Source organism: Gordonia zhaorongruii (assembly GCF_007559005.1).
GTDB lineage: Bacteria > Actinomycetota > Actinomycetes > Mycobacteriales > Mycobacteriaceae > Gordonia > Gordonia zhaorongruii.
The window spans coordinates 61,288-85,474 of sequence record NZ_CP041763.1 but is presented as its reverse complement, the minus strand read 5'-3'; the positions used below and the strand labels follow the sequence as shown (position 1 = coordinate 85,474).

The 24,187-nt window shown below is 67.1% G+C and carries 20 protein-coding genes; 11 read left to right on the top strand and 9 right to left on the bottom strand.

What is annotated here, in order from left to right; all coding sequences use genetic code 11:
- Positions 1–56 precede the first annotated feature (56 nt).
- Together FO044_RS00410 and FO044_RS00405 are read left to right on the top strand one after the other, a co-directional pair.
- Entirely contained in the window at positions 57–965 is a 909-nt protein-coding gene (locus FO044_RS00410) for an ABC transporter ATP-binding protein (protein ID WP_132992732.1), read from the top strand.
- Positions 962–2,146 (top strand): ABC transporter permease, encoded by a 1,185-nt coding sequence (locus tag FO044_RS00405; RefSeq protein WP_132992731.1) that lies wholly within the window; start codon positions 962–964, stop codon positions 2,144–2,146. Before FO044_RS00410 ends, FO044_RS00405 begins: the two co-directional genes overlap by 4 nt.
- Before the next feature lie 81 nt (positions 2,147–2,227).
- On the opposite strand, the gene FO044_RS00400 is transcribed toward FO044_RS00405, so the two are convergent.
- The 3 genes from FO044_RS00400 to gltB all read right to left on the bottom strand — a co-directional run bounded on the left by FO044_RS00400 (position 2,228) and on the right by gltB (position 10,191).
- On the bottom strand, positions 2,228–3,922 hold the full coding sequence (locus tag FO044_RS00400) for an HNH endonuclease signature motif containing protein (protein WP_132992730.1): 1,695 nt from the start codon (positions 3,920–3,922) through the stop codon (positions 2,228–2,230).
- A gap of 193 nt (positions 3,923–4,115) precedes the next feature.
- On the bottom strand, positions 4,116–5,570 hold the full coding sequence (locus FO044_RS00395; protein ID WP_132992729.1) for a glutamate synthase subunit beta: 1,455 nt from the start codon (positions 5,568–5,570) through the stop codon (positions 4,116–4,118).
- Positions 5,563–10,191: a glutamate synthase large subunit gene (gene gltB, locus FO044_RS00390; protein WP_132993396.1), complete on the bottom strand. Its 4,629-nt coding sequence runs from the start codon at positions 10,189–10,191 to the stop codon at positions 5,563–5,565. Before gltB ends, FO044_RS00395 begins: the two co-directional genes overlap by 8 nt.
- 209 nt (positions 10,192–10,400) lie before the next feature.
- Here gltB and FO044_RS00385 point away from each other — a divergent pair, with 209 nt between their 5' ends.
- The 5 genes from FO044_RS00385 (at position 10,401) to FO044_RS00365 (ending at position 15,495) form a co-directional block, all read left to right on the top strand.
- Positions 10,401–11,390, top strand: a complete 990-nt coding sequence (locus tag FO044_RS00385) for an alpha/beta hydrolase (RefSeq protein WP_235831382.1) — start codon at positions 10,401–10,403, stop codon at positions 11,388–11,390.
- 49 nt (positions 11,391–11,439) lie between these two features.
- Entirely contained in the window at positions 11,440–12,945 is a 1,506-nt protein-coding gene (locus FO044_RS00380) for a fatty acyl-CoA synthetase (RefSeq protein ID WP_132992728.1), read from the top strand.
- 107 nt (positions 12,946–13,052) lie between these two features.
- Complete coding sequence (locus FO044_RS00375) at positions 13,053–14,498, top strand: catalase (protein WP_132992727.1); 1,446 nt, start codon at positions 13,053–13,055, stop codon at positions 14,496–14,498.
- A 78-nt stretch (positions 14,499–14,576) separates the two neighbouring features.
- Complete coding sequence (locus tag FO044_RS00370) at positions 14,577–14,972, top strand: DoxX family protein (RefSeq protein WP_132992726.1); 396 nt, start codon at positions 14,577–14,579, stop codon at positions 14,970–14,972.
- A 121-nt stretch (positions 14,973–15,093) separates the two neighbouring features.
- The gene (locus tag FO044_RS00365; protein ID WP_132992725.1) at positions 15,094–15,495 is read left to right on the top strand and encodes a YccF domain-containing protein; all 402 of its coding nucleotides are present in this window, start codon (positions 15,094–15,096) and stop codon (positions 15,493–15,495) included.
- A gap of 84 nt (positions 15,496–15,579) precedes the next feature.
- Here FO044_RS00365 and FO044_RS00360 read toward each other — a convergent pair whose 3' ends face one another.
- The 5 genes from FO044_RS00360 to FO044_RS00340 form a co-directional block, all read right to left on the bottom strand.
- A complete protein-coding gene (locus FO044_RS00360) occupies positions 15,580–16,206 on the bottom strand; it encodes an MBL fold metallo-hydrolase (protein WP_132992724.1) in 627 nt (208 codons plus the stop codon).
- Positions 16,203–17,291, bottom strand: a complete 1,089-nt coding sequence (locus FO044_RS00355; RefSeq protein ID WP_132992723.1) for an S-(hydroxymethyl)mycothiol dehydrogenase — start codon at positions 17,289–17,291, stop codon at positions 16,203–16,205. Before FO044_RS00355 ends, FO044_RS00360 begins: the two co-directional genes overlap by 4 nt.
- Before the next feature lie 64 nt (positions 17,292–17,355).
- Positions 17,356–17,778: a Rho termination factor N-terminal domain-containing protein gene (locus FO044_RS00350; RefSeq protein WP_132992722.1), complete on the bottom strand. Its 423-nt coding sequence runs from the start codon at positions 17,776–17,778 to the stop codon at positions 17,356–17,358.
- 64 nt (positions 17,779–17,842) lie between these two features.
- Positions 17,843–19,039, bottom strand: coding sequence for an N-acetylglucosamine-6-phosphate deacetylase (locus FO044_RS00345; RefSeq protein WP_132992721.1), 1,197 nt, complete (start codon positions 19,037–19,039; stop codon positions 17,843–17,845).
- A 38-nt stretch (positions 19,040–19,077) separates the two neighbouring features.
- Positions 19,078–20,091 (bottom strand): SIS domain-containing protein, encoded by a 1,014-nt coding sequence (locus FO044_RS00340; protein ID WP_207924503.1) that lies wholly within the window; start codon positions 20,089–20,091, stop codon positions 19,078–19,080.
- Between the two features lie 369 nt (positions 20,092–20,460).
- Between FO044_RS00340 and FO044_RS00335 the strand changes: the two genes are divergently transcribed.
- Positions 20,461–21,042 (top strand): DUF2812 domain-containing protein, encoded by a 582-nt coding sequence (locus FO044_RS00335; protein WP_132992719.1) that lies wholly within the window; start codon positions 20,461–20,463, stop codon positions 21,040–21,042.
- Between the two features lie 57 nt (positions 21,043–21,099).
- On the opposite strand, the gene FO044_RS00330 is transcribed toward FO044_RS00335, so the two are convergent.
- Complete coding sequence (locus FO044_RS00330) at positions 21,100–21,582, bottom strand: TY-Chap domain-containing protein (protein WP_132992718.1); 483 nt, start codon at positions 21,580–21,582, stop codon at positions 21,100–21,102.
- Positions 21,583–21,899: 317 nt separating this feature from the next.
- Between FO044_RS00330 and ehuB the strand changes: the two genes are divergently transcribed.
- The 3 genes from ehuB to ehuD are packed head-to-tail and all read left to right on the top strand — an operon-like array spanning position 21,900 to position 24,176.
- Positions 21,900–22,793, top strand: coding sequence for an ectoine/hydroxyectoine ABC transporter substrate-binding protein EhuB (gene ehuB / locus FO044_RS00325; protein ID WP_132992717.1), 894 nt, complete (start codon positions 21,900–21,902; stop codon positions 22,791–22,793).
- 16 nt (positions 22,794–22,809) lie between these two features.
- A complete protein-coding gene (gene ehuC / locus FO044_RS00320; RefSeq protein ID WP_132992716.1) occupies positions 22,810–23,538 on the top strand; it encodes an ectoine/hydroxyectoine ABC transporter permease subunit EhuC in 729 nt (242 codons plus the stop codon).
- Entirely contained in the window at positions 23,535–24,176 is a 642-nt protein-coding gene (gene ehuD / locus FO044_RS00315) for an ectoine/hydroxyectoine ABC transporter permease subunit EhuD (protein WP_132992715.1), read from the top strand. Before ehuC ends, ehuD begins: the two co-directional genes overlap by 4 nt.
- Positions 24,177–24,187 lie beyond the last annotated feature (11 nt).

Sequence of the window (24,187 nt, the reverse complement as noted above, 5' to 3'; positions counted from 1 at the left end):
CCGCAGGCCCTTACCCAGGTCACTTCCTGCACGAGCACCCAGGAGCAGATGCGCGCATGACCGATCCCGCCGCAGAGGGCCTCGCAGTCCTCGGGCTGAACAAGAACTTCGGCGACATCGTCGCGCTGACCGACGTGAGCTTCACCATCCGTCCAGGCGAGGTCTTCGGATTCGTCGGGTCCAACGGGGCCGGGAAGTCGACGACGATGCGCATCATCCTCGGTGTCATCGCTGCGGACGGCGGCGAGGTCTCCTTCAACGGGCGGCCGGTGGACGCGGACATCCGTCGCCGGGTCGGCTACATGCCCGAGGAGCGCGGCCTCTACCCGAAGATGAGAGTAGGCGACCAGCTCGTCTACCTGGCCCGGCTCCACGGCTTGCCGGAATCGCAAGCGCGCGAACGCATGACCTACTGGACCGAACGCCTCGGCATCGACGACCGAGTCGGCGATAACGTCGCCGACCTGTCGCTGGGAAACCAGCAGCGGGTGCAGCTCGCAGCGGCCCTCGTCTTCGACCCGGACCTCCTCGTCCTCGACGAGCCCTTCTCCGGGCTCGATCCGGTCGCAGTGGAGGTGATGAGCGAGGTGATCCGGGAGAAGGCCGACGACAACGTGCCGGTCGTCTTCTCCAGTCACCAGCTCGACCTGGTGCAACGACTGTGCGACCGCGTCGGCATCATCAACCGCGGCCAGATGCGCGCCCTCGGCACCGTCGACGAACTCCGCAGCCGCGGCGGTGTGCGGCTCCGCATCGACGCGCCGAACGCACCGGCCGGGTGGGCGGACGGCCTCCCCGGAGTGGTCCGCGGCGATTACGCGGCTATCACCACGCTGTATGTGGACGACGCGTACGACGACCAGCATGTGCTGAAGGCCGCGCTCGCCACCGGGCCGGTCCACACGTTCGTGGCCGAGACCCCTGATCTGACCGAGATGTTCCGAGAGGTCGTGAGCACCGCATGAGCACCACTCCGCCCGCTTCGTCATGGACTTCGATCCGCCTGGTCGCGGCGCGCGAGATCGCCACGCGGATCAAGACCAAGTCGTTCATCGTGACGAACGTGATCATGCTGATCGTCGCCATCGGTGGCTGCATCGTCGCCTCCCTGGTGATCGACGATGGGCCGTCCACCGAGCAGATCGCGGTTCAGGGCGTCAGCAGCGAGGCCCGGGACGCCATCGGCGCGACGGGCGATCAGATCGGCGTCGACCTCGAGTTCTCCGACGACGCGGATGCCCGCGAACGCGCGGCGAGCGGTGACGTGACCGCAGCGATCATCGCCCAACCCGACGGCGGCTTCCGGGTGTACTCCGAGAACGAGCTCGACCCGAAGGTGGAGGCAGCCATCAAGGGCGGCGTCTCCACGTCGGCCGTCTCAGGAGCGCTCTCCCAGGCAGGCGTCGACCCGCAGAGCGTTCACCGGAACTCGACGGTGACCGTGGAACGGACGAAGGCCGCCACACCGCACGAGAGCGAGCGCATCGGCCTCGCATACGTCGGATCCCTGCTCATGTTCATGACGATCTTCGGCGGAGGCATGGCGGTCGCCGTCGGCGTGGTGGAGGAGAAGGTGTCGCGCATCGTCGAACTCCTGCTGGCCACGGTGAAACCGGCCCAGCTGCTGTGGGGCAAGATCCTGGGCATCGGGATCGTGCAGATCGCGTCGACGCTGGTGCTGGCCGCTGCGGGACTCGTCACCGCGCTCGCGACCGATCTGCTGACCATTCCGAGCGTCGCCTACGCGATGGTCGGGGTATCGGCGGCATGGCTGCTGCTCGGGTTCTTGTTCTTCGCAGCCCTGTACGCCGCGACCGGCGCCATGGTGTCCCGGCAGGAGGAGATCAACAGCGCGTCGTGGCCGCTGATGGTCGTGGCGATGGGAGCCTTGTACGCCGGAATATTCGGGGTGTACTCACCCGACACGACGTTGATGCGCGTGCTGGCCTGGATTCCGCCGTTCTCGTCGACGGTCGTCCCCGTTCGGGTCGCGACCGGGTACGCCGGGTGGCTCGAGGTAGTCGGGTCGCTACTGGTGATGACGGTGGTGACCGCCCTCGCCGTATGGCTCGCCGGCCGCATCTATCGCCGTTCGGTACTCCTCACCGGATCGCGGGTGTCATGGAAGACGGCGCTCGGGATCTGAACGGGGCGGGGCTGCTGACCGGGCTGGAGCTCTGAGGAACTCGGGGCGTCCGGCCGAGCGGGTGGTCGGAGTCGGGTCCGATCACTCGGCCAACGGCGCTTCCCACTCGATTCGTGGCTCCCCGTTCCACCCACGGCGCACTTCCACCCCACCCGGCAGTTCCACCCCACCCGGCAGTTCCACACCGCCGGGCAGCCGCTTCGCGGGCAGGCGGCACCTGAGCCACTGCTCGATTCCGGACGGGCCGGATTGTCTGCCGCGGACCGTTTCCGACGTAGCGCAGTCCCCTGGTGCCGTCAGGTCCTGTGGGTCCGGCGGGTCCGACGGAGTGTCTCGCGGCGGGTCGTCACCCGGCCTCTCCCGCAGGATCCGCTCCGGGTGATGCGTGTGGTTGACCTGCCACGGCTGGTTCGACCCGGTGGGCCGCCAGCCCACCCGGCCTTTGTACGGGCCGTCATCGATGATCGTGGTCTCCCAGCCGCTGGCAGCCTTGTCGACCCGGCGGTTGTGACCGCCGCACGCTCCTCCGAGGTGATCGATGTCGGTGGGCCCGCCGTCCTGCCAGTCGGGCATGTGGTGCGCCTGGGTACGACTGAACGGGGCGGTGCAGCCGGGGGCGGTGCAGCCACGGTCGCGACCGAAGAGGGCGACCCGCTGAGCGATCGAGGCCAGCCGCCGACCCCGACCCAGATACAGGATCGATGACGTGTGATCGGCGAACACCTCGAGCCACGGAGTGGCGTGTGCGGCGAGCTCGACGAGATCCTTGACGGGCAGCCTGGTCCCGGTTGCGGTATGCGCGACGCCGGATCGTGCTTCGACGTCTGCCAGCGACGCGGTGACCACCAGATGTGCCGGGAGACCGGACTGCCGGCCGAGCCCGCCTTGCGCGATCAGGTCGGCGAACATCGCGTGCAGAGCGTCGTGGTTGCGCTGCCCCTGGGTACGGTCGTCGCGGTCGGCCGCCGCGGCGAGGGCTTCGGCGTCGATGCCCGGCTGATTCGCCGCTCCCTTACGGGAATCCGGATCGTCCGGGTTGTTCATACCCGGTGCCGCCCACTGCAGGAGCAGTGCTTCGAGCATGGCGCGGACCTCGGGCTTCAGCAGCGCGCGCACCTTCGACATCAATCGACGGTCCTGCGGTTGGATGTGAAATCCGCGGGTCCGCTGTCGATCTCGATCGTCGGTGACCTCACCGTCGGGATCGAGGTGAGCGAGAAGGCGGTTTCCGCACGTACCCACGGCGGCTGGCGACAGGGACCGCGAGGCTTCTGCGAGCTGAGCTTCGGCGTCGGCCCGAAGGTCATCGGCGACGCGGTGCGGAATCTTGTCCATGATCGCCTCGATCTGCAGGACGTGGTCGGCTCCGATCCGGCCGTCGCGGACCGCGGCTGCGGCGACGGGCATCTCCGGCTCGAGCCGCTCCCCCTGCATACTCGTCATTCGGCCGATCGCGGCAGCCACGACCCGACGCCGCCGCGCCTCCCCCGAACCGAGCCGCAGGCCCTGCTCCAGGTAGGTGGTTGGGCTCAGGTAGCCGGCCTTCCGGTAGGCCATGCGATCGGACAGTTCGATGAACAGCGCCGCGTCCGCACCGTCGGCCCGGCGATGCGATCGCTCGAACACGCCGATCGTCGCGAGGATGTCGTCTTCGGATGCCGCCTCGAAACGGGAGTCGGCGAGCTTCGCCGTCGCGGCGTCGATCAGCTGCGCGAGTTCGACCGGAGAGTCCGGCAGCGAGGGCGCCTCAGAACTGCTCGTCGTCGTGTCGGGCATCGCCGTCACCTCCCCTCGCTGTACCTGCATTCTAGCGAGGAGGTATGACATAACTATCCCCACTATCGAACGCTAGAACGAGTGGAGGGTTCACGCTCGGTCTCGCATCACCAACCCGTGGGACGTCCGATTCCTGCTCCGGACGAGCAGCGATCAGCACCTACGTGTCGGTGATGCGAGCGCAGCGAGAGAACTACCGCTGTGCCACCAGCGTCGGCGTGATCGGTGACGGCAGCAGCGTCGAACCGCTCAGGTATCGGTCCGCGGCAGCTGCAGCCGAGCGGCCTTCGGCGATCGCCCATACGATCAACGACTGTCCGCGGCCGGCGTCACCGGCGACGAACACCCCCGGCAGACCGACGGCGGCGAACTCGGCGTCGCGCGCCACGTTGCCGCGCCCGTCGTACGCGGCCCCCAGCTCGTCGAGCAGGTCGTCGCGTTCCGGTCCGACGAAGCCCATCGCGAGCAGCACGAGATCGGCCTCGAGCTCGAAATCGCTGCCTTCGACCTTCTCGAAGCGGCCGTTCACCATCGCGACCTCGTGTGCCTGCAGACTCGTGACCTTGCCGTCGGACCCGGTGAATCGCTCGGTGTTCACGCTGAACACCCGCTCCCCGCCCTCCTCGTGCGCCGAGGACACGCGGTACATCAGCGGGTAGGTGGGCCACGGCGTCGACTCGGCCCGACTGATCGGCGGCTTGGGCATGATCTCGAACTGGTGGACCACCTCGGCGCCCTGCCGCAGCGCCGTGCCCAGGCAGTCCGCACCGGTGTCTCCGCCGCCGATGATCACCACCTTCTTGCCCTCGGCCGAGATCTGCCCATCCACGGCGTCGCCCCTCGCGGCGCGGTTGGCCTGGGGCAGGAACTCCATCGCCTGGTGGATGCCGTCGAACTCACGGCCCGGGATCGGCAGATCGCGGCCGATCGTGGATCCGTTCGCGAGAATCACCGCGTCGAAGTCGGTGCGGAGTCGGTCGACGGTGATGTCGACGCCCACGTTGACGCTTGTACGGAAGCGGGTCCCCTCGGCTTCCATCTGCTCCAGCCTGCGGTCGATGAAGCGCTTCTCCATCTTGAACTCGGGAATGCCGTACCGCATCAGGCCGCCGATGCGGTCGGCCCGCTCGAACACGGTGACGTCGTGACCGGCACGCGTCATCTGCTGAGCGGCCGCCAGCCCTGCGGGTCCGGACCCGACGACGGCGACCTTCCTGCCGGTCTTCTCACTCGGCAGCACGGGGGCGACGGTGCCCTCGTCCCATGCCTTCTCGATCAGCTCCACCTCGACCTGCTTGATGGTCACTGCCGGCTGGTTGATGCCGAGCACGCACGACGCTTCGCACGGCGCCGGGCACAGCCGCCCGGTGAACTCCGGAAAGTTGTTGGTCGCGTGCAGCCGGTCGATGCCGGCGTCCCACTGGTCCTTGTAGACCAGGGTGTTCCACTCGGGAATCAGGTTCCCCAGTGGGCATCCGTTGTGGCAGAACGGGATCCCGCAATCCATACAGCGGCTGGCCTGCGTCTTGAGACTGTTCTGATCGAAGTCGTTGTAGACCTCTTTCCAGTCCATCAAGCGCAGGTCGACGGGACGCCGGGTCGGCGTCTCCCGTTCGGTGTGCTTCAGAAAACCTCGGATGTCAGCCACGAGCCGCCTCCATGATCGCTTCGTTCACGTCTCGTCCGGTGCGCTCGGCGGCGTCGATGGCGACGAGGACCTTCCGGTAATCACGGGGCATCACCTTGACGAAGTGCCCCTGCTGGGTGGACCAGTCGTCCAGGATGGCGGTGGCCACCGCCGACCCGGTCTCGTCGCGGTGCTCGGTGATCGAGTCGGCGAGCAACCGCAGATCGTCGGCATCCATATCCTCGAGATCGACGAGCTCAGCGTTGAGTTTCGCCTCGAAGGTGCCGTTCGGGTTGTAGATGTACGCGACGCCGCCCGACATGCCTGCCGCGAAGTTGCGACCGGTCTCGCCGAGCACCACCACGCTGCCGCCGGTCATGTACTCGCAACCGTGGTCGCCTACGCCCTCGACGACCGCCTGCACGCCCGAGTTACGGACGCAGAACCGCTCGCCGGCCACACCGCGCAGGAAGATCTTGCCCCCGGTGCCACCGAACCCGATGACATTGCCCGCGATGATGTTCTCCTCCGCGACGAACTCGGGTGATGCGTTACGCGGCGGACGGACGACTATCTTGCCTCCGGAGAGCCCCTTGCCGACGAAGTCGTTCGCGTCGCCTTCGAGCCGCATCGTGATTCCGCGCGGCACGAAGGCGCCGAAGCTGTTGCCTGCCGATCCGGTGAAGTCGATCGACACGGTCCCCTCCGGCAACCCCTGCGCTCCGTACGCCTTGGTGACCTCGTGGCCGAGCATGGTGCCGACCGTGCGGTTCACGTTGGTGATGGGCGTCGACAGCGTGACGCGGGTACCGGAATCCAGTGCGGCGCGCGCCTTCTCGATCAGCTCGTTGTCGAGCGCCTTGTCGAGGCCGTGATCCTGACTGCCGGTGCAGTACAGATCCTGGTTCATGAACGGCGACTCGGGCATCGTCAGGATCGGCGCCAGGTCGAGCTTGCCCGCCTTCTCGCCGCTCCAGTGCTCACGGGCCTTGCCGGTGTCGAGCGCGTCGAAGCGGCCGATCGCGTCCTCGAGCGACCGGAAACCGAGTCGCGCCAAGAGCTCTCGCACCTCCTCGGCGATGTAGAGCATGAAGTTCTCGACGTGCTCGGCCTTACCCGTGAAGCGCTCCCGCAGCAGTGGGTTCTGCGTTGCGATGCCGACCGGGCACGTGTCGAGATGACAGACGCGCATCATCACGCAACCCGAGACGACGAGCGGTGCGGTCGCGAAACCGAACTCCTCACCGCCGAGTAGAGCGGCGATCATGACGTCGCGGCCGGTCTTCAGTTGGCCGTCGACCTGGACCACGATGCGGTCGCGCAGGCCGTTCAGGAGCAGTGTCTGCTGCGTCTCGGCCAGCCCGATCTCCCAGGGGGCGCCGGCGTGCTTGAGCGATGTCAGCGGACTCGCACCCGTGCCGCCGTCATGGCCGGAGATCAGGACGACGTCCGCATGCGCCTTCGACACACCGGCGGCGACGGTGCCCACGCCGACCTCGGACACCAGTTTCACGTGAATCCGTGCGCTCGGGTTCGCGTTCTTCAGATCGTGGATGAGCTGGGCGAGATCCTCGATCGAGTAGATGTCGTGGTGCGGCGGCGGCGAGATGAGCCCGACGCCCGGCGTGCTGCCACGCACCTCGGCGATCCACGGGTACACCTTGTGCGGCGGCAACTGCCCACCCTCACCCGGCTTGGCTCCTTGCGCCATCTTGATCTGGATGTCCGTGCAGTTGCTCAGGTAATGGCTGGTGACTCCGAACCGCCCAGAGGCGACCTGTTTGATCGCGCTGCGTCGCCAGTCGCCGTTCTCGTCGTGACTGAATCGTCGCGGATCCTCGCCGCCCTCACCGGAATTGGAACGCGCACCCAACCTGTTCATCGCGATCGCCAGGGTCTCGTGCGCTTCCGCCGAGATGGAGCCGTAGCTCATCGCGCCGGTCGAGAAGCGCTTGACGATCTCGCGGGCCGGTTCCACCTTCTCGATCGGGATAGGGTCCCGGTCGCCGAAGTTGAAGTCGAACAGTCCGCGCAGCGTGCCCAGGCGCTTCGACTGATCGTCGATGAGCTTGGTGTACTCCTTGAACACGCGGTACTGGCCGGTCCGGGTGGAGTGCTGCAGTTTGAACACGGTGTCCGGGTTGAACAGGTGGTGCTCGCCTTCGCGCCGCCACTGGTACTCACCGCCGACTTCGAGCTCGCGATGCGCGCGCTCGGACGGACGATCGGTGAACGCCACCCGGTGCCGACGCGCGACCTCATCGGCGATCTCGTCGAGGCCGATGCCGTCGAGGTGACTGTTCAGGCCCGTGAAGAACTCGTCAACCACGTCCTGGGCGATGCCGATCACCTGGAACAGCTGGGACCCGTTGTACGACGGCACCGTCGAGATGCCCATCTTGCTCATCACCTTGAGGACGCCCTTGCCCGCGGCCTTGATGTAGTTGGCGCGGGCTTTCGCGAACCGCTCGTCGTGGCTCGAACCGTCGCTGCCCGGTACGTCGAGCAGACCGGACTCGAGCATGTCCTCGATCGTCTCGAACGCCATGTACGGGTTGATCCCACTGGCGCCGAAGGCGACCAGCAGCGCCATGTGGTGGACCTCGCGAGCGTCACCTGTCTCGACGACGATGCTGGCGCAGGTCCGGGTCCGCTCACGCACGAGGTGGTGGTGGACGGCCGAGGTCAGCAGGAGCGACGGGATCGGCGCGAGAGTGCCGTCCGACTCACGATCGGACAGGACGATGACGCGCGCGCCGCCGGCGATGGCCGCCGACACCTCGGCGCGGACCTCGTCCAGAGCACGCCGCAATCCGGCACCGCCCTCGGCGACCGGGTACAGACCGTGGATGTGTGCGGACGGGAATCCGGTTGTCGCACCGTCGATCTCGATGAGTCGGGCCAGGTCGTCGTTGTCGAAGATGGGCGACCTCAGGACGATCTGCTTCGCCGATTCGGGCCCCGGATCCAGCAGGTCGCGCTCGCCGCCGATGCGGTGCCCGATGCTGGTGACGATCTCCTCGCGGATCGCATCCAGCGGCGGGTTCGTGACCTGCGCGAACCGCTGCTGGAAATAGTCGAAGAGCATCCGCGGGCGGGCCGACAGCACGGCGACCGGCGTATCGGTGCCCATCGAACCGATCGCCTCGGCACCGGATGCGGCCATCGGCGCGATCAGCACGTTCAGGTCTTCGTTGGTGTACCCGAACACCTGCTGGCGCAGTGTGACGCGGTCGTGAGCCATATGGGTGTGCTCGGGAGCGGGGAGTTCTTCGAGTCGGACCTGGTTCGCATCGAGCCACTCCTGGTAGGGGTGCTCGGCTGCGAGCGAGTCCTTGACCTCCTCGTCGGCGACGATGCGGCCCTGCGCCGTATCGACGAGGAACATGCGTCCGGGCTGCAGGCGCTGTCGCGAGACGATGTCGGCCGGATCGATGTCGAGCACGCCGACCTCCGAGCCGAGGACGACGAGGCCGTCCTTGGTGACCCAGATGCGCGACGGGCGCAGACCGTTGCGGTCGAGGACGGCGCCGATGACGGTCCCGTCGGTGAAGCAGACCGACGCCGGTCCGTCCCACGCCTCCATGAGCGCCGAGTGGTACTCGTAGAACGCCCGGTGCTCGGGCTTCATGAACTCGCTGCGCTCCCACGCCTCCGGAACCATCATCAGAACCGAGTGCGGCAGACTGCGGCCGCCGAGGTGCAGGAGTTCGAGCACCTCGTCGAACCGTGCGGTGTCCGACGCCCCGGGAGTGCAGACCGGGAAGATCTTCTCGAGCTTCTCGGAGCCACCGAACGCGTCCGTCTCGATGAGCGCCTCGCGAGCCCGCATCCAGTTCTCGTTGCCGGTGACGGTGTTGATCTCGCCGTTGTGGGCGACGCGGCGGAACGGGTGAGCCAGCGGCCACGACGGGAAGGTGTTGGTCGAGAACCGCGAGTGGACCATGCCGAGTGCGCTCTCGACGCGCTCATCCTGAAGGTCGAGGTAGAAGTCACGCAGCTGGGGCGTCGTCAGCATGCCCTTGTAGACGAAGGTCTGGCCGGACAGGCTCGGGAAGTAGGCGGTGTCGCGGCCCGGCCCGTCCTGCCCCGCACCCTTCTCACCCAGTTCGTACTGGACCCGGCGGCGCACCACGTAGGCGAGACGCTCGAGGAGCATCGGGTCTGCGCCGGACCGCTGATCTGCGCTCAGCGTGATGAAGAGCTGACGGAAGGTGGGCATCGCGTCGCGAGCGAGCGCACCGAGCGACGTCTCGTCGATCGGCACGTCTCGCCAGCCGAGCAGGTCGAGGCCTTCGGACCGGACGATCTCCTCGACGCCCGCGACGGCGTCGCGCACGTCGCCCGCCGACTGCGGGAGGAACGCGATACCGGTGGCGTACTCGCCCGCGGCGGGAAGCTCGAAATCGGTGACGGCTCGCAGGAACCGGTCGGGGACCTGGATCATGATGCCCGCGCCGTCGCCGGTGTTCGGCTCTGCACCCGCGGCACCGCGGTGCTCCAGGTTCACCAGAGCGGTGATCGCCTTCTCGACGATGTCGCGACTGCGACGGCCGTGCATGTCGACGACGAAGGCGACACCGCAGGCGTCGTGTTCGTTGACTGGATCGTAGAGGCCGACGGGCCCCGGCATGTGCTGCATGGAATCTGCCATTCCTGCACGCGACGCTGCGTACTGTTCGTACTCCTCGAACCCGGTCGGATTGGTGCGGTGTGCACACCACCGGGGATTCAGCGTCATTGCTGGCCCACTCTCACGATGGGACGGGTGACCGTCCACGATGAAGAGTTCAGTGCTTGATTATCGCACGTCGATGTCGTCCATGGCAAAACCGGGTTACAGTCCGAATTGTGGAACCGGAAGTCCAGAATCAGCGACACGGGTCGCGCCGTGCGCGCGCGTTCAACAACTACGCGGTGGCCGCATCGCGGCCGATGATCGCCGCGGTCGGCCGCGGCGCGCAGCTCTCGCCTCGACTGCTCACCCTCACGCGACCGGGCGTCAACAGAGGCATCGTCGCCATGTCCCCCGCGCCTCGCGGCACTCGGATCACCACGGTGCGAGAGCGCGCCTCCGACGGCCAGGTCCGCGGCGAGTGGACCCACGAGAGCCCGATGCTCGGCGGCGCGATCCCCGACCCGCTCACGGGTCGCAAGATCATCTACTACATCCACGGAAGCGGCTACGTGGTCTGCTCGGCGCGTACGCACCGCGGTCTCGTCGCGCGGTTGGCGCGCAGCGCGGGCATGGGAGCGTTCTCCATCGACTACCGTCTCGGCCCCGAGTACCAGTGGCCGCTCGGCGGCGACGACGCGATCCGTGGGTACCGCTGGCTGTTGAGCCGAGGATTCGACGGCTCGCAGATCATCATCGCGGGCGACTCGGCCGGCGGGCACCTCGCACTCGACGTCCTGGCCGCCAACCACCGCGACGGGTTGCCTCAGCCGTCGGGGATGGTGCTGTTCTCCCCGTTGTACGACCCGTCGTTCCAGCTCGCCGTCGATCTGGAGGCGGGTGGCGTCCGCGATCCGATCATCGACGCCCGGGCCGCTCGAACCTTTCTCCGCTTCTACACCGGCGACGCCGATCCCGCCGATCCGCGGATGCGCGTGCAGGTGACGTCCGACATGGCACTGCCCCCGACGCTCATCCAAGTCGGTGCCCGCGAGGTCATGGCGGACGACGCACGAGCCATCGACCGCAACCTCCGCGAGGCCGGCGGCACGTCGACCCTGCAGGAGTGGCCCGACCAGGGGCACGTGTTCCAGATGTTCCCGTACTTCACCCCGGAGGCCCGCAAGGCGGTGCACGAGGCCGCCCGATTCATCACCGAGCGCTGACTCGCGCGGAACCGCTCCGGCCCGGTGCGTGCGGTGGTTACATCGATGCGTGGATGCACGTGTGAACACCATCGATTCCCTTCTCCGCCGCAGCGCCGCGCGCTCGCCGACCGCTCTCGCGGTGCGTTTCGCCGACCGTGAGTGGACCTACGCCGAACTCGATGATGCGGTGACCCGCGCCGCGGCCCGCCTCGTCGGCCTCGAGCTGGAACCGGGATCGCGGATCGCCGCCTTCGGCGTCAACTCCGACGCCTACCTGATCGGATTCCTGGCCACCGTGCGGGCCGGACTCGTCCACGTCCCGATCAACTTCGCACTGCGCGCCGGCGAGTTGACCTACCTCCTGGAGGACTCGGGCGCGTCGGTGATCATGGCCGACCCGGCACTGCGCCCGACCCTCGACGAGGTTGCGACTGACCTGCCCGTCATCGATCTCCGCGACGGCGACGACAGCCTGCTGACCTCGGCGTGCACCGGACCCATTCCCGATCTCGACATCGACGTCGCACCCGCTGATCTCGCGCAGCTCCTCTACACGTCGGGCACCACGTCGGCGCCCAAGGGCGCGATGATGACGCATCAGGCCCTGGTCCACGAGTACGTCTCCTCGATCATCGGGCTCGACTTCACCGCGGACGACGCACCCCTCATCGCGATGCCGCTGTACCACTCGGCCGGCATGCACGTCTTCGCGCTCCCGTACCTGTCGATCGGCGCGGCCGTCTCGCTGATGGAGAAACCCGACGTCCCCGAGATCCTGCGATCCATCGAGACGCACCGCATCGGGTCGCTGTTCCTCGCCCCCACCGTCTGGGTGCCGCTCGCCGGCAGTCCCGACCTCGACGAACGTGACCTCAGCTCGCTGAAGAAGGCGCAGTACGGCGCGTCGATCATGCCGGTGACCGTCCTCAATCGGCTGCGCGAGCGGTACCCGGACATCGGGTTCTACAACTGCTTCGGGCAATCCGAGATCGGGCCGCTCGCGACCATCCTGCGGCCGGAGGAGCACGCCGACCGTCCGGCGTCGTGCGGTCGACCGGCGTTCTTCGTCGAGACGCGCATCGTCGACGCCGACGGCAACGACGTCCCGCCAGGTGAATCCGGCGAGGTCTGCTACCGATCTCCGCAGCTGTGCTCGGGCTACTGGAACAAGCCCGATGCGACCGATGCGGCGTTCTCCGGCGGCTGGTTCCATTCGGGCGACCTGGTCACCAGTGACGAGCAGGGATACATCACGGTGGTCGACCGCATCAAGGACGTCATCAACACCGGCGGCGTGCTGGTCGCCTCACGCGAGGTGGAGGATGCGATCTACCTGCACGACGACGTCGCGGAGGTGGCGGTGATCGGCACACCTGATGACAAGTGGATCGAGGCGGTCACCGCGGTCGTCGTCCGCAAGGACGGTCGCACCGTGTCGGATGCCGAGCTGATCACCTTCGTCAAAGACCGGATCGCGCCGTTCAAGGTCCCGAAGGCCGTGCACTTCGTCGACGAACTGCCACGAAACCAGAGCGGAAAACTCCTCAAGCGCGAGCTGCGGACCGGTCTCTGACTACGCGCCCGGATCGCAGGCGGATCCCCGGAACTCGGGCTAGCCTCGGATGTAGACCCGTCAGCCACGGGCTCCAGCATCCTATGCAACCTCTTAGGAGGGTGACGATGTCCGACGAGAAGTACACGACCTCCGATTCCGGCGCACCCGTTGGCAGCGATGAGCATTCGCTGACCGTCGGCGCGGGCGGCCCCATCGTTCTGCACGACCATTACCTGGTCGAGCAGATGGCCCAGTTCAACCGCGAGCGCATCGCCGAGCGTCAGCCCCACGCCAAGGGAAGCGGTGCATTCGGCACCTTCGAGACGACCGCCGACGTGTCCGCGTACACCTGCGCGTCGCTGTTCCAGCCCGGCGTGAAGACCGAGATGGTGGCCCGGTTCTCCACCGTCGCCGGTGAGCGCGGAAGCCCCGACACCTGGCGCGACCCCCGCGGTTTCGCGCTCAAGTTCTACACCGACGAGGGCATCTACGACATGGTCGGCAACAACACGCCGGTCTTCTTCATCAAGGACCCGATGAAGTTCCAGCACTTCATCCGTTCGCAGAAGCGTCGCGCCGACAACAACCTCCGCGACAACGACATGCAGTGGGATTTCTGGACGCTCTCACCGGAGACCGCGCACCAGGTCACGTGGTTGATGGGCGATCGCGGCATCCCGCGCACCTGGCGGCACATGAACGGCTACAGCTCCCACACCTACCTCTGGGTCAACTCCAGCGGCGAGAAGCACTGGGTGAAGTACCACTTCATCTCCGACCAGGGCGTCGAGTGCCTCACGCAGGACGAGGCCGATCAGCTCGCGGGTGCGGACGGCGATCATCACACACGCGACCTGTTCGAATCGATCGCGAAGGGCGACAACCCGAGCTGGACGCTCAAGGTGCAGCTCATGCCGTTCGACGACGCGAAGACGTACCGGTTCAACCCGTTCGATCTGACGAAGGTCTGGCCGCACGCCGATTACCCCCTCCACGAGGTTGGCAAGATGACGCTGCACACCAACCCGACCGACAACCACGCGCAGATCGAGCAGGCCGCATTCGAGCCGAACAACGTGGTCCCCGGCATCGGTTTCAGCCCGGATCGCATGCTTCTCGGCCGCGTGTTCGCCTACTCGGACGCGCACCGCGCACGGCTGGGCGCGAACTACAAGCAGATCCCGGTGAATCAGCCGCGCAACGAGGTGCACAGCTATTCCAAGGACGGGCCGATGCGCATGAATCCGGTCACCGACCCGGTGTACGCACCGAACTCGAAGGGCGGACCGGCTGCCACCTACCCGGGGCAGGCCGAACCGCAGTGGGCCGCGGACGGCGAGATCGTCCGCACCGCGAACGTCGAGCACGCCGAGGACGACGACTTCGGTCAGGCGGGCACCCTCGTGCGCGAGGTCCTGGACGATGCAGCGCGTGAGCGCCTCGTCGGCAACGTCTCCGGGCATCTGCTCGGCGGGGTGAGCGAGCCGGTGCTGGCCCGTGCGTTCGAGTACTGGCGCAACGTCGACGCTGATCTGGGCGCCAAGATCGAGGATCGGGTGCGCAAGGGCTAGAGTCCGCACATCACAACTGCAATGACACCCGCCCGGCCCCGAGTGGCCGGGCGGGCTGCTTCGGAAGGACACCTCTCCATGAGTCTGCTCGGTTTCGCCGGTCGTGCACTGACCGGAATCCCGTTCGTCGTTCTCGGTTACGACGCCGCCACCTCGCCCGGCATGCGGGTGGACATCGCCGCGCCGTTGCTCGACGACGTCCGTTCGGTCGTCCCGATTCCGACGGACAACGACACCGTCGTCCGTGCGAACGGAGCGGTCCAGGCAGCGGGCGGTGCACTGATCGCCGTCGGGATCGCCCCGCGGATCGCAGCGGGCGCCGTGCTCGCCTCGCTGGTTCCGACGACGCTCGCCGGCCACGCGTTCTGGAATCACGAGGACGAGGGGATGCGCAAACAGCAGCAGGTGCAGTTCATCAAGAACGCGGCGCTCGCGGGCGGTCTCGTCTCGATCATCGCTGCCGGCCGCAAGTAGCGGTCGACTCCCCTGGGCCGATTCCAGCAGGGCCAATTCCAGCTGGGCCGATTTCCCCGGGCCGACTCCGCGGGGCCGATTCCCGTGGCCACAGACACCGACCCGGGCGCATGATGGATGCATGCGAATTCTGCTGAACGTCCTCTGGCTGGTGCTCTGCGGCTTCTGGATGGCGCTGGGCTATGTGGTCGCGGGCGTCATCTGCTGCATCCTGATCATCACGATCCCGTTCGGAATCGCGTCGTTCCGCATGGCGAACTACGCGCTGTGGCCGTTCGGTCGCACGGTGATCCGCCGAGCCGACGCGGGTGGTGCATCGGCAATCGGCAACATCATCTGGTTCGTCTTCGCGGGACTGTGGCTGGCGATCGGGCACATCGGCACCGGCATCGCGCTGTGCATCACGATCATCGGAATCCCGCTGGGCGTGGCGAGCTTCAAGATGGTGCCGATCTCGCTCCTGCCGCTGGGCCGGGAGATCGTGCCCCTCGACGATCACGGGTACGTACGACAGGCGTACTGAGCGCGCACCGTTGCCCCCGGCGTCGCGACGAGACCGGGCGACGAGACCGGGCGCAACGGATGACGCTGTGCGCGCCGGTGCGGGTCAGTTACCTCGACGAATCCACTCATCGAGGTCGCCGGCCTCCGCGCCGACGGTGGTCTCGTCACCGTGCCCGGTCAGCACGCGGGTCTCGTCGTCGAGCACGAGGATCCGATCACGGATCGACGCGATGATGTCGTCGAAGCTCGAGAACGAACGACCGGTCGCACCCGGCCCGCCTTGGAACAGGGTGTCGCCGCTGAACAGGACGCGTTCGCCCCGCGCCCAGATGACGCACGAACCTGGCGAGTGTCCCGGGGTGTTGATCACCTCGAGCTGGTCACCGCCCACCTCGATGACCTGCCCGTCGGTCAGGTCTCCGTGCCCGACCCCGGGATGCGTCTGCTCCCAGAGCATCTCGTCGGCCGCGTGCAGCAGCATGGGTGCGCCGGTCGCCTCGGCGAGTTCCGGAGCGACGCCGACGTGGTCGTTGTGGGCGTGCGTCAGCACGATCGCCACCACACGACGGCCACCGACCGCCTCGAGGATCGGAGCGGCGTCGTGGGCGGCGTCGATGATGACGGCTTCCGCGTCGTCGCCGATCACCCACACGTTGTTATCGACGTCCCAGGTTCCGCCGTCCAGCGAGAAGGTCCCGGACGTGACGACTCGATCGATGCGCAACGTCACAGCTCCACCACCGATCGAAGCACGCGGCCCGCTTCCATCGATTCGAACGCGCCGTTGATCCCGTCGATTCCGATCCGTTCGGTCACGAACTTCTCCAGCGGGAGGCGGCCCTGCAGGTGCAGATCCACGAGCATCGGGAAGTCCCGCTCCGGCAGACAGTCGCCGTACCACGACGATTTGAGTGCCCCGCCCTGGCTGAAGAAGTCGAGCAGCGGGAGTTCGATTCGCATATCCGGCGTCGGCACCCCGACCAGGACCACGACGCCTGCGAGATCGCGTGCGTAGAAAGCGGTCTCGTACGTCTCGGGACGGCCGACCGCGTCGATGACGACATCGGCCCCGTTACCGTCGGTGAGCGCGCGAACCGCCTCGGCGACGTCCTCGGTCGTGGAGCCGTCGATGGTGTGGGTGGCCCCCAGATCGGTGGCCCAATCGAGCTTCCCGGCATCGCGGTCGACTGCGATGATCGTCGTCGCGCCGGCGAGTCGCGCACCGGCGATCGCCGCATCGCCGACGCCGCCGCACCCGATCACGGCTACCGAGTCACCGCGCGCGACACCGCCGGTGTTCATCGCCGCACCGAGTCCGGCCATCACCCCGCAGCCGAGGAGGCAGACCACCGCCGGATCGGCCGACGAGTCGACCTTGGTGCACTGCCCCTCGTGAACGAGCGTCTTCTCCGCGAACGCGCCGATCCCCAGGGCGGGCGTCAGTTCGGTGCCGTCCTCGAGTGTCATCGGCACGCTCGCGTTGTGGGTGTCGAAGCAGTACCAGGGCCGACCGCGCTTGCATGCCCGGCACTCGCCGCACACGGCCCGCCAGTTGAGCACGACGAAATCGCCCACCTCGACGTGACTGACGGAGTCACCCACCGATTCGACGACTCCGGCCGCCTCGTGCCCGAGGAGGAACGGGTACTCGTCGTTGATTCCTCCACTCGCATACGCGAGATCGGTGTGGCAGACGCCGCACGTCTGCACCTTGACGACGACGTCGTGCGACCCCGGATCGGGGATGACGATGTCGACGAGCTCGGTCGGTGCGTTCTTGGTTCGGGAGATGACTCCCTTGACGACCTCGGACAACCCGGTCTCCTATGCAGTTTCTGGTGGTGCGGTGCGTCGCTGATTCAGCGGGGGCGGCTCGGCGTCACTTCAGGGCTGCGGTGAGCTGCGCCTTGGTCATCGTCGAGTAACCCTTCACGCCCTTGGCCTTGGCCTCGGCACGCAGTTGGGCGACGGTCTTGGCGCCGCCGGATGCAGGCTTGGCCGCCTTCGCCGGAGCCGCCTTCTTCGCAGCCTTGGCCGGCGCGGCCTTCTTGGCCGGGCTCGCCTTCTTGGCGGGTGCAGCCTTCTTAGCCGTGCTGGCCTTCTTGGCAGCGGGCTTGGCGGCTGCGGGCTTGGACGCCGACTTGGGCGCTGCGGCCTTCTCCTGCGACCTGGCAGCCCCGGCGTCGCCCTTCTTGTTGATCGGCGAGAACGCGAGAACGGTGTCGCGCAGAGCGACCACCTCCTGCGAGAGTCGCTTCACTTCCTTTTCGAGGCGCTTGATCACCTTGTTCTTGTCAGCCATAGCGGGACTCCCTCCGAAAGTTCGTACTGCCCACCGGTCGTTCCGGACAGGCGTGTCTCTCACCCTACGACGAGAAATAGCCGTCGGTGCCAACTGTCCCAGACTCGGTGCCGGGTCCACTTACGTGTTGCACCTGCAGTTCTGAGTCCAGAACGACGAAATCGGCACGCCTGCCCGCCGCCAGCAGACCCACGTCGGTTCGCCCGAGCACATGCGCAGGCGTCGTCGACGTCATGGCGACCGCACCCAGGAGGGCCTCGTCGTACGGGGGTGGTTCCGCGGACGCGAGCAGTCCCGAAACCGCATGGGAGAACAGCGAATCCATCGTTGCCGTGCTGCCGGCTATCGCGTCCGTGCTGCGCACGCGGGCCACACCGCCGCGCACGTGGACGTCGAGGGAGCCGAGTCGGTACTCGCCGTCCGCCATCCCAGCCGCAGCCATCGCATCGGTGACCAATGCGACCCGGTCGTATCCGACCTCACGCTGCACGCGCGCGAGCAGGCCTCGGTGCACGTGCACACCGTCGCCGATCAATTCGATCACCACGCGCGGATCCTCGGTCAGGGCGAGGATCGGTCCCGGCTCGCGGTGCCCGAGCGGTGCCATCGCATTGAAGAGGTGCGTGGCCACCCGGGCACCCCGGTCGACGGCGGCCCGGACTCGTTCGTATGTCGCATCGGTGTGACCGATCGCCACGCGCACACCGGATTCGGTGAATCGCTCGACGGCTTCGAGCGCTCCCGGCAGTTCGGGCGCGAGGGTCACCATCGCGATGGTTCCATCGGCGATCGCCAGCAACTCGTCGATCTCGCCGAGATCGGGGTTTCGCAGGCGATCAGGATCGTGCGCACCGCACCTCGCCGCGCTGATCCACGGGCCTTCCAGATGGATGCCGGCGCTGACGCCGTGACGCACGAGCTCCGATGAACGCTCCACGATCCCGCGAAGTTCGTCCGCGTTCGAGCTGACCGTGCTGGTGACGGTGGTCGTGGTCCCGTGCTCCCGGTGGAACGCCGCCGCCGCTCGCACGGCGCCCGGATCGCCATCGGTGTACGACGAGCCGCCACCCCCGTGGACATGCACGTCGATGAACCCGGGAACCACTGTGGCATGAGGGAATTCGAGGTCAGGCGAACGCGGTGGAGAGCCGGATCCGACATCCTCGATCAGTCCATTGCGCACCGAGAACCAACCCGGGCGCTGCACCGTGCCGCCTACGACGAGTGCGCCGGCGGCGACGATGCTCGCGGCCTGCTTCACAGCGTCTCCCTCACAACGTCGCCCTCACAGCGTCTCCCTCACAACGTCTCAGTCACTTTGCGCAGGCCCCGGGGACGGTCCGGATCCTCGCCCCGCGCGAGCGACAAGTGCAGTGCCATCAATTGGAACGGAATCACCTCGAGTAACGGCGAGAGCTCCTCCGGCGCGTCCGGGAGGACGATGCCTTCCGACAGTGCCGCGATCCGATCGGCGGATCCGACACCGAACACGTCGGCGCGTTGCTCCGCGAGGCGGCCGAGCACCGGTTCCATCGCCGCTCCCCCACGGCCCGACGGCACCACGGCGAGCACCGGCAGTTGCGGGTCGACGGTGGCGAGCGGACCGTGAAGCAGGTCGGCACCCGAGAAGGACTGCGCCGTGAGGTAGGACGTCTCCATGAGCTTCAAGGCCGCCTCACGCGCAGTCGGATAAGAGAACCCGCGCCCGGTCGTCAGCAGCCGCTGGGCGAATCGGTAGCGCTGTGCCGCCTGCGACACGGCCGGTGCGGAACCGAGCACTTGATCACCCAGATCGGGAAGCACGTCGGCAGCCGCAGTCGACACTCCACGCCACCCGGAGATCACCAGATGCAGAGCCAGCAGTTCAGCTGTGTACGACTTGGTGGCAGCCACCGATCGCTCCGCTCCAGCCCGCACCATGACATGCAGCTGCGCCGCTTCCGACAACGGGGAGGACTCGTTGTTCGTGACGGCGAGCGTCAGCGCTCCGGCGGCGCGAGCCGTTTCGACCGTCCGCAGCAGATCGGGCGACCCGCCGGACTGCGAGACCGCGATCACCAGCACATCTCGCATGTCCGGTTGTGCGCCGTACACGGTGATCGACGACGGCGACACCATGCCGGCCGGGATCTGCAGGCCCACCTCCACCAGGTACTTGGCGTACAGCGCGGCGTGGTCGCTGGTGCCACGGGCGACGAACTGCACGAACCGCGGGGCCGCCGCAGCGATCGCGGCGCCGACCTCCTCGTAGTCGGTGCGTGCCGCGAGCAGGTCGCGCCACACTTGCGGTTGTTCAGCGATCTCGGCCGCCATCAGGTCGCCGGGTTCTGGTGCGTCGCGTGTCATGGGGTCCTTCGCATCGGAGAGGGTGTCCGCGGGCCGTGATCGTTTCGAGAGTATCGACGTTCGGGCGATCGCACCGCCTCCTGGGCCGGAACGCTGCGGGCCCGGTCACGCGAGCCGACGAAGCCGCCCCCTGCCACGCCGTCGGCTGCCTCATCCGTACCGCTCTCGTGGGCTCTCATCCACGACACCACCCAGTCCGAAACCACCCAGTGCAGTCCGACACCACCCAGTGAGACGATTCCGTGACTTCCGTCTCAAACCGCTTGACCGAGGAACACCAACCGAACAACAGTCGTTGTCAAAGACAGCATCGATTACCCACCATGGAGGTGCCAGATGAGCGCGACCAACGCATCGGCGTGGCTTGTTCCCGTACGCCACCCGTCACCCGACGACCTTGAGCTGTACCTCGAAGGCAAGGCCGCCGAGGGCCAGATCCTCGACGTCGTCGACGCGACGAGCCCGGTGCGCATGCGCTTTCGCCGCGGCACCCCGGCGACCATGCGCTTCGCCGTCGAACGACGAGACGAGCCGATCCCCGCGCACTATTACCGGACGCGCACCGAGATGGGTTGGGAGCACGTCGGCAGCCTGTCCGCCATCCAGGTGTGGCGGCGCGAGTACTCCGGCGAGCGCCCGGAGGGGTTCATCGGTGAAGACCTCGGACGTCGCGCCGTCTTGCACAGTGTGGGCCTCGGAGTCGTCGCCGCAGTCGCAATTCTCGGCGCGATCATCACCGGTGTGCTCGCAGGAGTCACCGATTTCGGCTTCACACAGGACCTCTGGATCGCCACCGCGGTCTTCGGCGTGATCGCAGTCGTCGCAGGCGGCGTCTCGCTCGCGCTCGGACTGTCCCGTCGGTCCGCTGTCACCTCGACACCGCCCGCCCCGGCGGACAATCGCACAGCGCGCGTCTGACGCCGGGCCGACCTCTGCGCCCGGTCGGCCCGACTCCGGCGCACCGGATCGAGGCCGTCAGACGTTGCGCCGCTCCTGCGGATCGGTGAACTGGCGCAGAATGTCGTTCTCGTCCCCGAGCAGATACGACGGATCGGGGATCCCCCACACCTCCCGGAAGGCGTGCTCGACGGCAACTGCCGCCGCGTCGACGTGCCTCAGGTCGAAGTCGCGGAGCAGTGAGTCATCGCCGTGCACCGCCCAACCGTCGTCCCGCAGCAGTCGCACGCGGCCGTCGTGGTCGCACACGGTCGCGGCCAGAGTCCGGCCGTCGATGGCCAGTTCGAGTCGGTCGTCGCCGTCGCAGACCGCGGTGATGGCCGCCGACTGACCGAGCTCGGTGTCGACGAAGTCGAACATCAGGAACGGCGGGTCCGCGGGACACAGATCGGCCAGGTAGTCGGCCAGCCGGATACGGAACTCGCGCCACCTCCCGTCCTGGGCCGCATCGTAAGCAGCCTCATCGAATCCATCGAGATCCGCGGTCATCGGGTCGGTCATGGCGCACCTCCGCTTCTGGAGACTGTGACGTACCTCACCGTAGCTCGCACGGGCCGAGAAGTGGGGTTCACTCGCCGAACTCGCGTGTCCGCGTCGCGGGGTTCCGCCCGCATCGGCGCCGCCCCGGTGAACCCAACGGTCAAGGGCGGACGCACCTTCGGAAAACGGCACGAGGTTCGCACACCTCTGGGTACGGTCGAATCACCCAGAAGTTCAACCGATCGCATCACATTGGCAGCGGACACGGAGTCGGTGGTCGAAACCATCAGACCGTCGGGGTCGATCCCGGGTCGGCGCGCCCTTCTCAGGGAGACGACATGAGGATCCAACGCGAGAACAAGCACCGTGCACGCAGACTCGGGGCCGGACTGGCTGCAGTCCTCCTCGCCGCGAGCGCCCTGACGGCATGCACTAAGACCGACACCGACGGCGAGTTGACGCTCGATTCCCTCAGGGAGAAGGGCACCGTGACCGTCGCCTTCGCTAACGAGGCGCCGTACTCCTTCGAGAAGGACGGCGAGATCACCGGTGGCACCATCGCGCTGCACCGCGAGGTGTTCAAGCGGCTCGGCGTCGACAACGTGAAGGGCGTCAAAACCGACTGGGGCGGCCTGATCCCGGGACTGAACGCCAAACGGTACGACCTGGTGAGCGCGGGCATGTCGATCACGCCCGAGCGCTGCAGTCAGGCTGCGTTCAGCGTTCCCGAGATCAACTACACGACCGCCCTCATGGTGAAGCCGGGCAATCCGAAGAACCTGTCGAACATGGACACCATCAAGAGCAGCGGCGCCAAGATGGCGGCGATGACCGGAGCCATCGAGGCCGATTACGCATCCGAGCTGGCCATCAAGGATCCGATGCTGGTCAAGGACCAGCAGTCCGGAATCGATGCGGTGAACTCCGGCCGCGCGGACGTCTTCGCTCTCACCGCCGTCTCCCTCAACTACGCCAAGGACAACACACCCGGCCTCAACGTCGAGGTGACCAAGCCGTTCATCGCGGTGATCGACGGCAAGCCGCAGAACCCCGCGGGCGCCACCGTCTTCCGCAAGGGCGACACCTCGCTGCGCGACGCCTACAACGCGGAGGTGAAGAAGATCCTCTCCGATAAGGCGGAGTACATGCGGATTCTCGGACCGTTCGGTTTCACCGAGGAGAACATCCCGGATCCTTCGCTGACCACGGAGCAGCTGTGCAGCGGCGCGTGACGGGAGCTGCGCGTCGGTGAACCACAACATCGATGCACTGATCGATGCCCTCCCCCGCCTCGGGGAGGGCATCGTCGTCACTCTCGAGCTCACCGCGTTCGGTGGGCTGCTCGCCTTCGTGCTCGCCGTGGGGCTGGGCACGATCGTCCGGGTCCGATTCCTGCCGATCCGCTTCGTCGCACGAGTGCTGATCGAGTTCTTCCGCGGGACGTCTCTCGTGGTCCAGCTGTTCTGGCTGTTCTACGTACTCCCGTTGATGGGCTACCAACTGGATCCGGTGTTCTGCGGTGTCCTGGCGCTCGGTCTCAATTACGGCGCGTACGGCGCCGAAGTGGTCCGCGGCGCACTGAACTCGGTGGCACCCGGCCAGGTGGAGGCTGCGGTGGCCCTGAGTTTCAGTCCGTGGCAACGACTGCGCCGGATCGTCTTCCCACAGGCCTGGGCGATGATGATCCCCTCGCTGGGGAATCTGTTGATCCACCTGCTCAAGGGCACGGCGTTCGCATCGTTCATCACCCTGCAGGACCTGACCGCCGGTGTCGTCGTGCTGCAGAAGTCCACCGGCGACACTCTGTTCTCGTTCGGCATCGGTCTGGTGATCTACCTGGTTCTCGCCTATCTGGTCACCTTGCTCATCAACCTGGTCGAGGCACGCGCCAAGCACAAGCTCGGCCGCGGCCCATCGCTGAAGGAAGTCCTCAGCTTCAGTCCGACGAGTAGAGCGCCGAAGGGGGCCCTGCCATGATCGATTGGAGTTGGACCCGCGCCGAGGAAGCGCTCCCACTGCTGTGGGAGGGCTTCAAGATCACGCTGCTCGCTACGGCGATCGGCTTCCTGGTGGCCGCCGTGCTCGGACTGTTCATCGCGGTGGTCCGAAGGTCGGCACCACGGTGGCTGTCGCTCCCGGTGCACATGGTGGCCGAGTTCGTGCGGCTCACCCCGATCGTCATGCAGCTCCTCTTCCTGTATGCGCTCCTGCCGCAGTTCTCCGCACTGCAGATCGGCATCGCCGTCCTCGGCGTGCACTACTCCAGTTACATGGCCGAGGTGTACCGCGCCGGGATCGAGGAGATTCCGAGAGGTCAGTGGGAGGCGGCGCGCGCACTGTCGCTGCCGGCCGGCCGCACGTGGCGGGCCGTCATCCTGCCGCAGGTGGTCCGCAACAGCACGCCCGCCCTGGGCAACAACGCGGTCTCCATGTTCAAGGACACCCCTTACCTGTTCACGATCACCGTCATCGAACTGGTCACCGCCGCACAGAACTACGGTGCCGCCCACTTCGCGTACCTGGAGGCATTCACCCTGGCCGGCGCATTCTTCCTGATCGCCAGCTACCCGACGTCCGTGCTGATCCGACAACTGGAGAAACGCCTTGCCTACTGAGATGCCCCCGG

Excerpts from the sequence above, each read along its gene's own strand:
- FO044_RS00410 (WP_132992732.1), top strand. The coding sequence starts at position 57 with ATGACCGATCCCGCCGCAGAGGGCCTCGCAGTCCTCGGGCTGAACAAG.
- FO044_RS00405 (WP_132992731.1), top strand. The coding sequence starts at position 962 with ATGAGCACCACTCCGCCCGCTTCGTCATGGACTTCGATCCGCCTGGTC.
- FO044_RS00400 (WP_132992730.1), bottom strand. The coding sequence starts at position 3,922 with ATGCCCGACACGACGACGAGCAGTTCTGAGGCGCCCTCGCTGCCGGAC.
- gltB (WP_132993396.1), bottom strand. The coding sequence starts at position 10,191 with ATGCAGCACATGCCGGGGCCCGTCGGCCTCTACGATCCAGTCAACGAA.
- FO044_RS00375 (WP_132992727.1), top strand. The coding sequence starts at position 13,053 with ATGTCCGACGAGAAGTACACGACCTCCGATTCCGGCGCACCCGTTGGC.
- FO044_RS00370 (WP_132992726.1), top strand. The coding sequence starts at position 14,577 with ATGAGTCTGCTCGGTTTCGCCGGTCGTGCACTGACCGGAATCCCGTTC.
- FO044_RS00365 (WP_132992725.1), top strand. The coding sequence starts at position 15,094 with ATGCGAATTCTGCTGAACGTCCTCTGGCTGGTGCTCTGCGGCTTCTGG.
- FO044_RS00350 (WP_132992722.1), bottom strand. The coding sequence starts at position 17,778 with ATGGCTGACAAGAACAAGGTGATCAAGCGCCTCGAAAAGGAAGTGAAG.
- FO044_RS00340 (WP_207924503.1), bottom strand. The coding sequence starts at position 20,091 with ATGGCGGCCGAGATCGCTGAACAACCGCAAGTGTGGCGCGACCTGCTC.
- FO044_RS00335 (WP_132992719.1), top strand. The coding sequence starts at position 20,461 with ATGAGCGCGACCAACGCATCGGCGTGGCTTGTTCCCGTACGCCACCCG.
- FO044_RS00330 (WP_132992718.1), bottom strand. The coding sequence starts at position 21,582 with ATGACCGACCCGATGACCGCGGATCTCGATGGATTCGATGAGGCTGCT.
- ehuB (WP_132992717.1), top strand. The coding sequence starts at position 21,900 with ATGAGGATCCAACGCGAGAACAAGCACCGTGCACGCAGACTCGGGGCC.
- ehuD (WP_132992715.1), top strand. The coding sequence starts at position 23,535 with ATGATCGATTGGAGTTGGACCCGCGCCGAGGAAGCGCTCCCACTGCTG.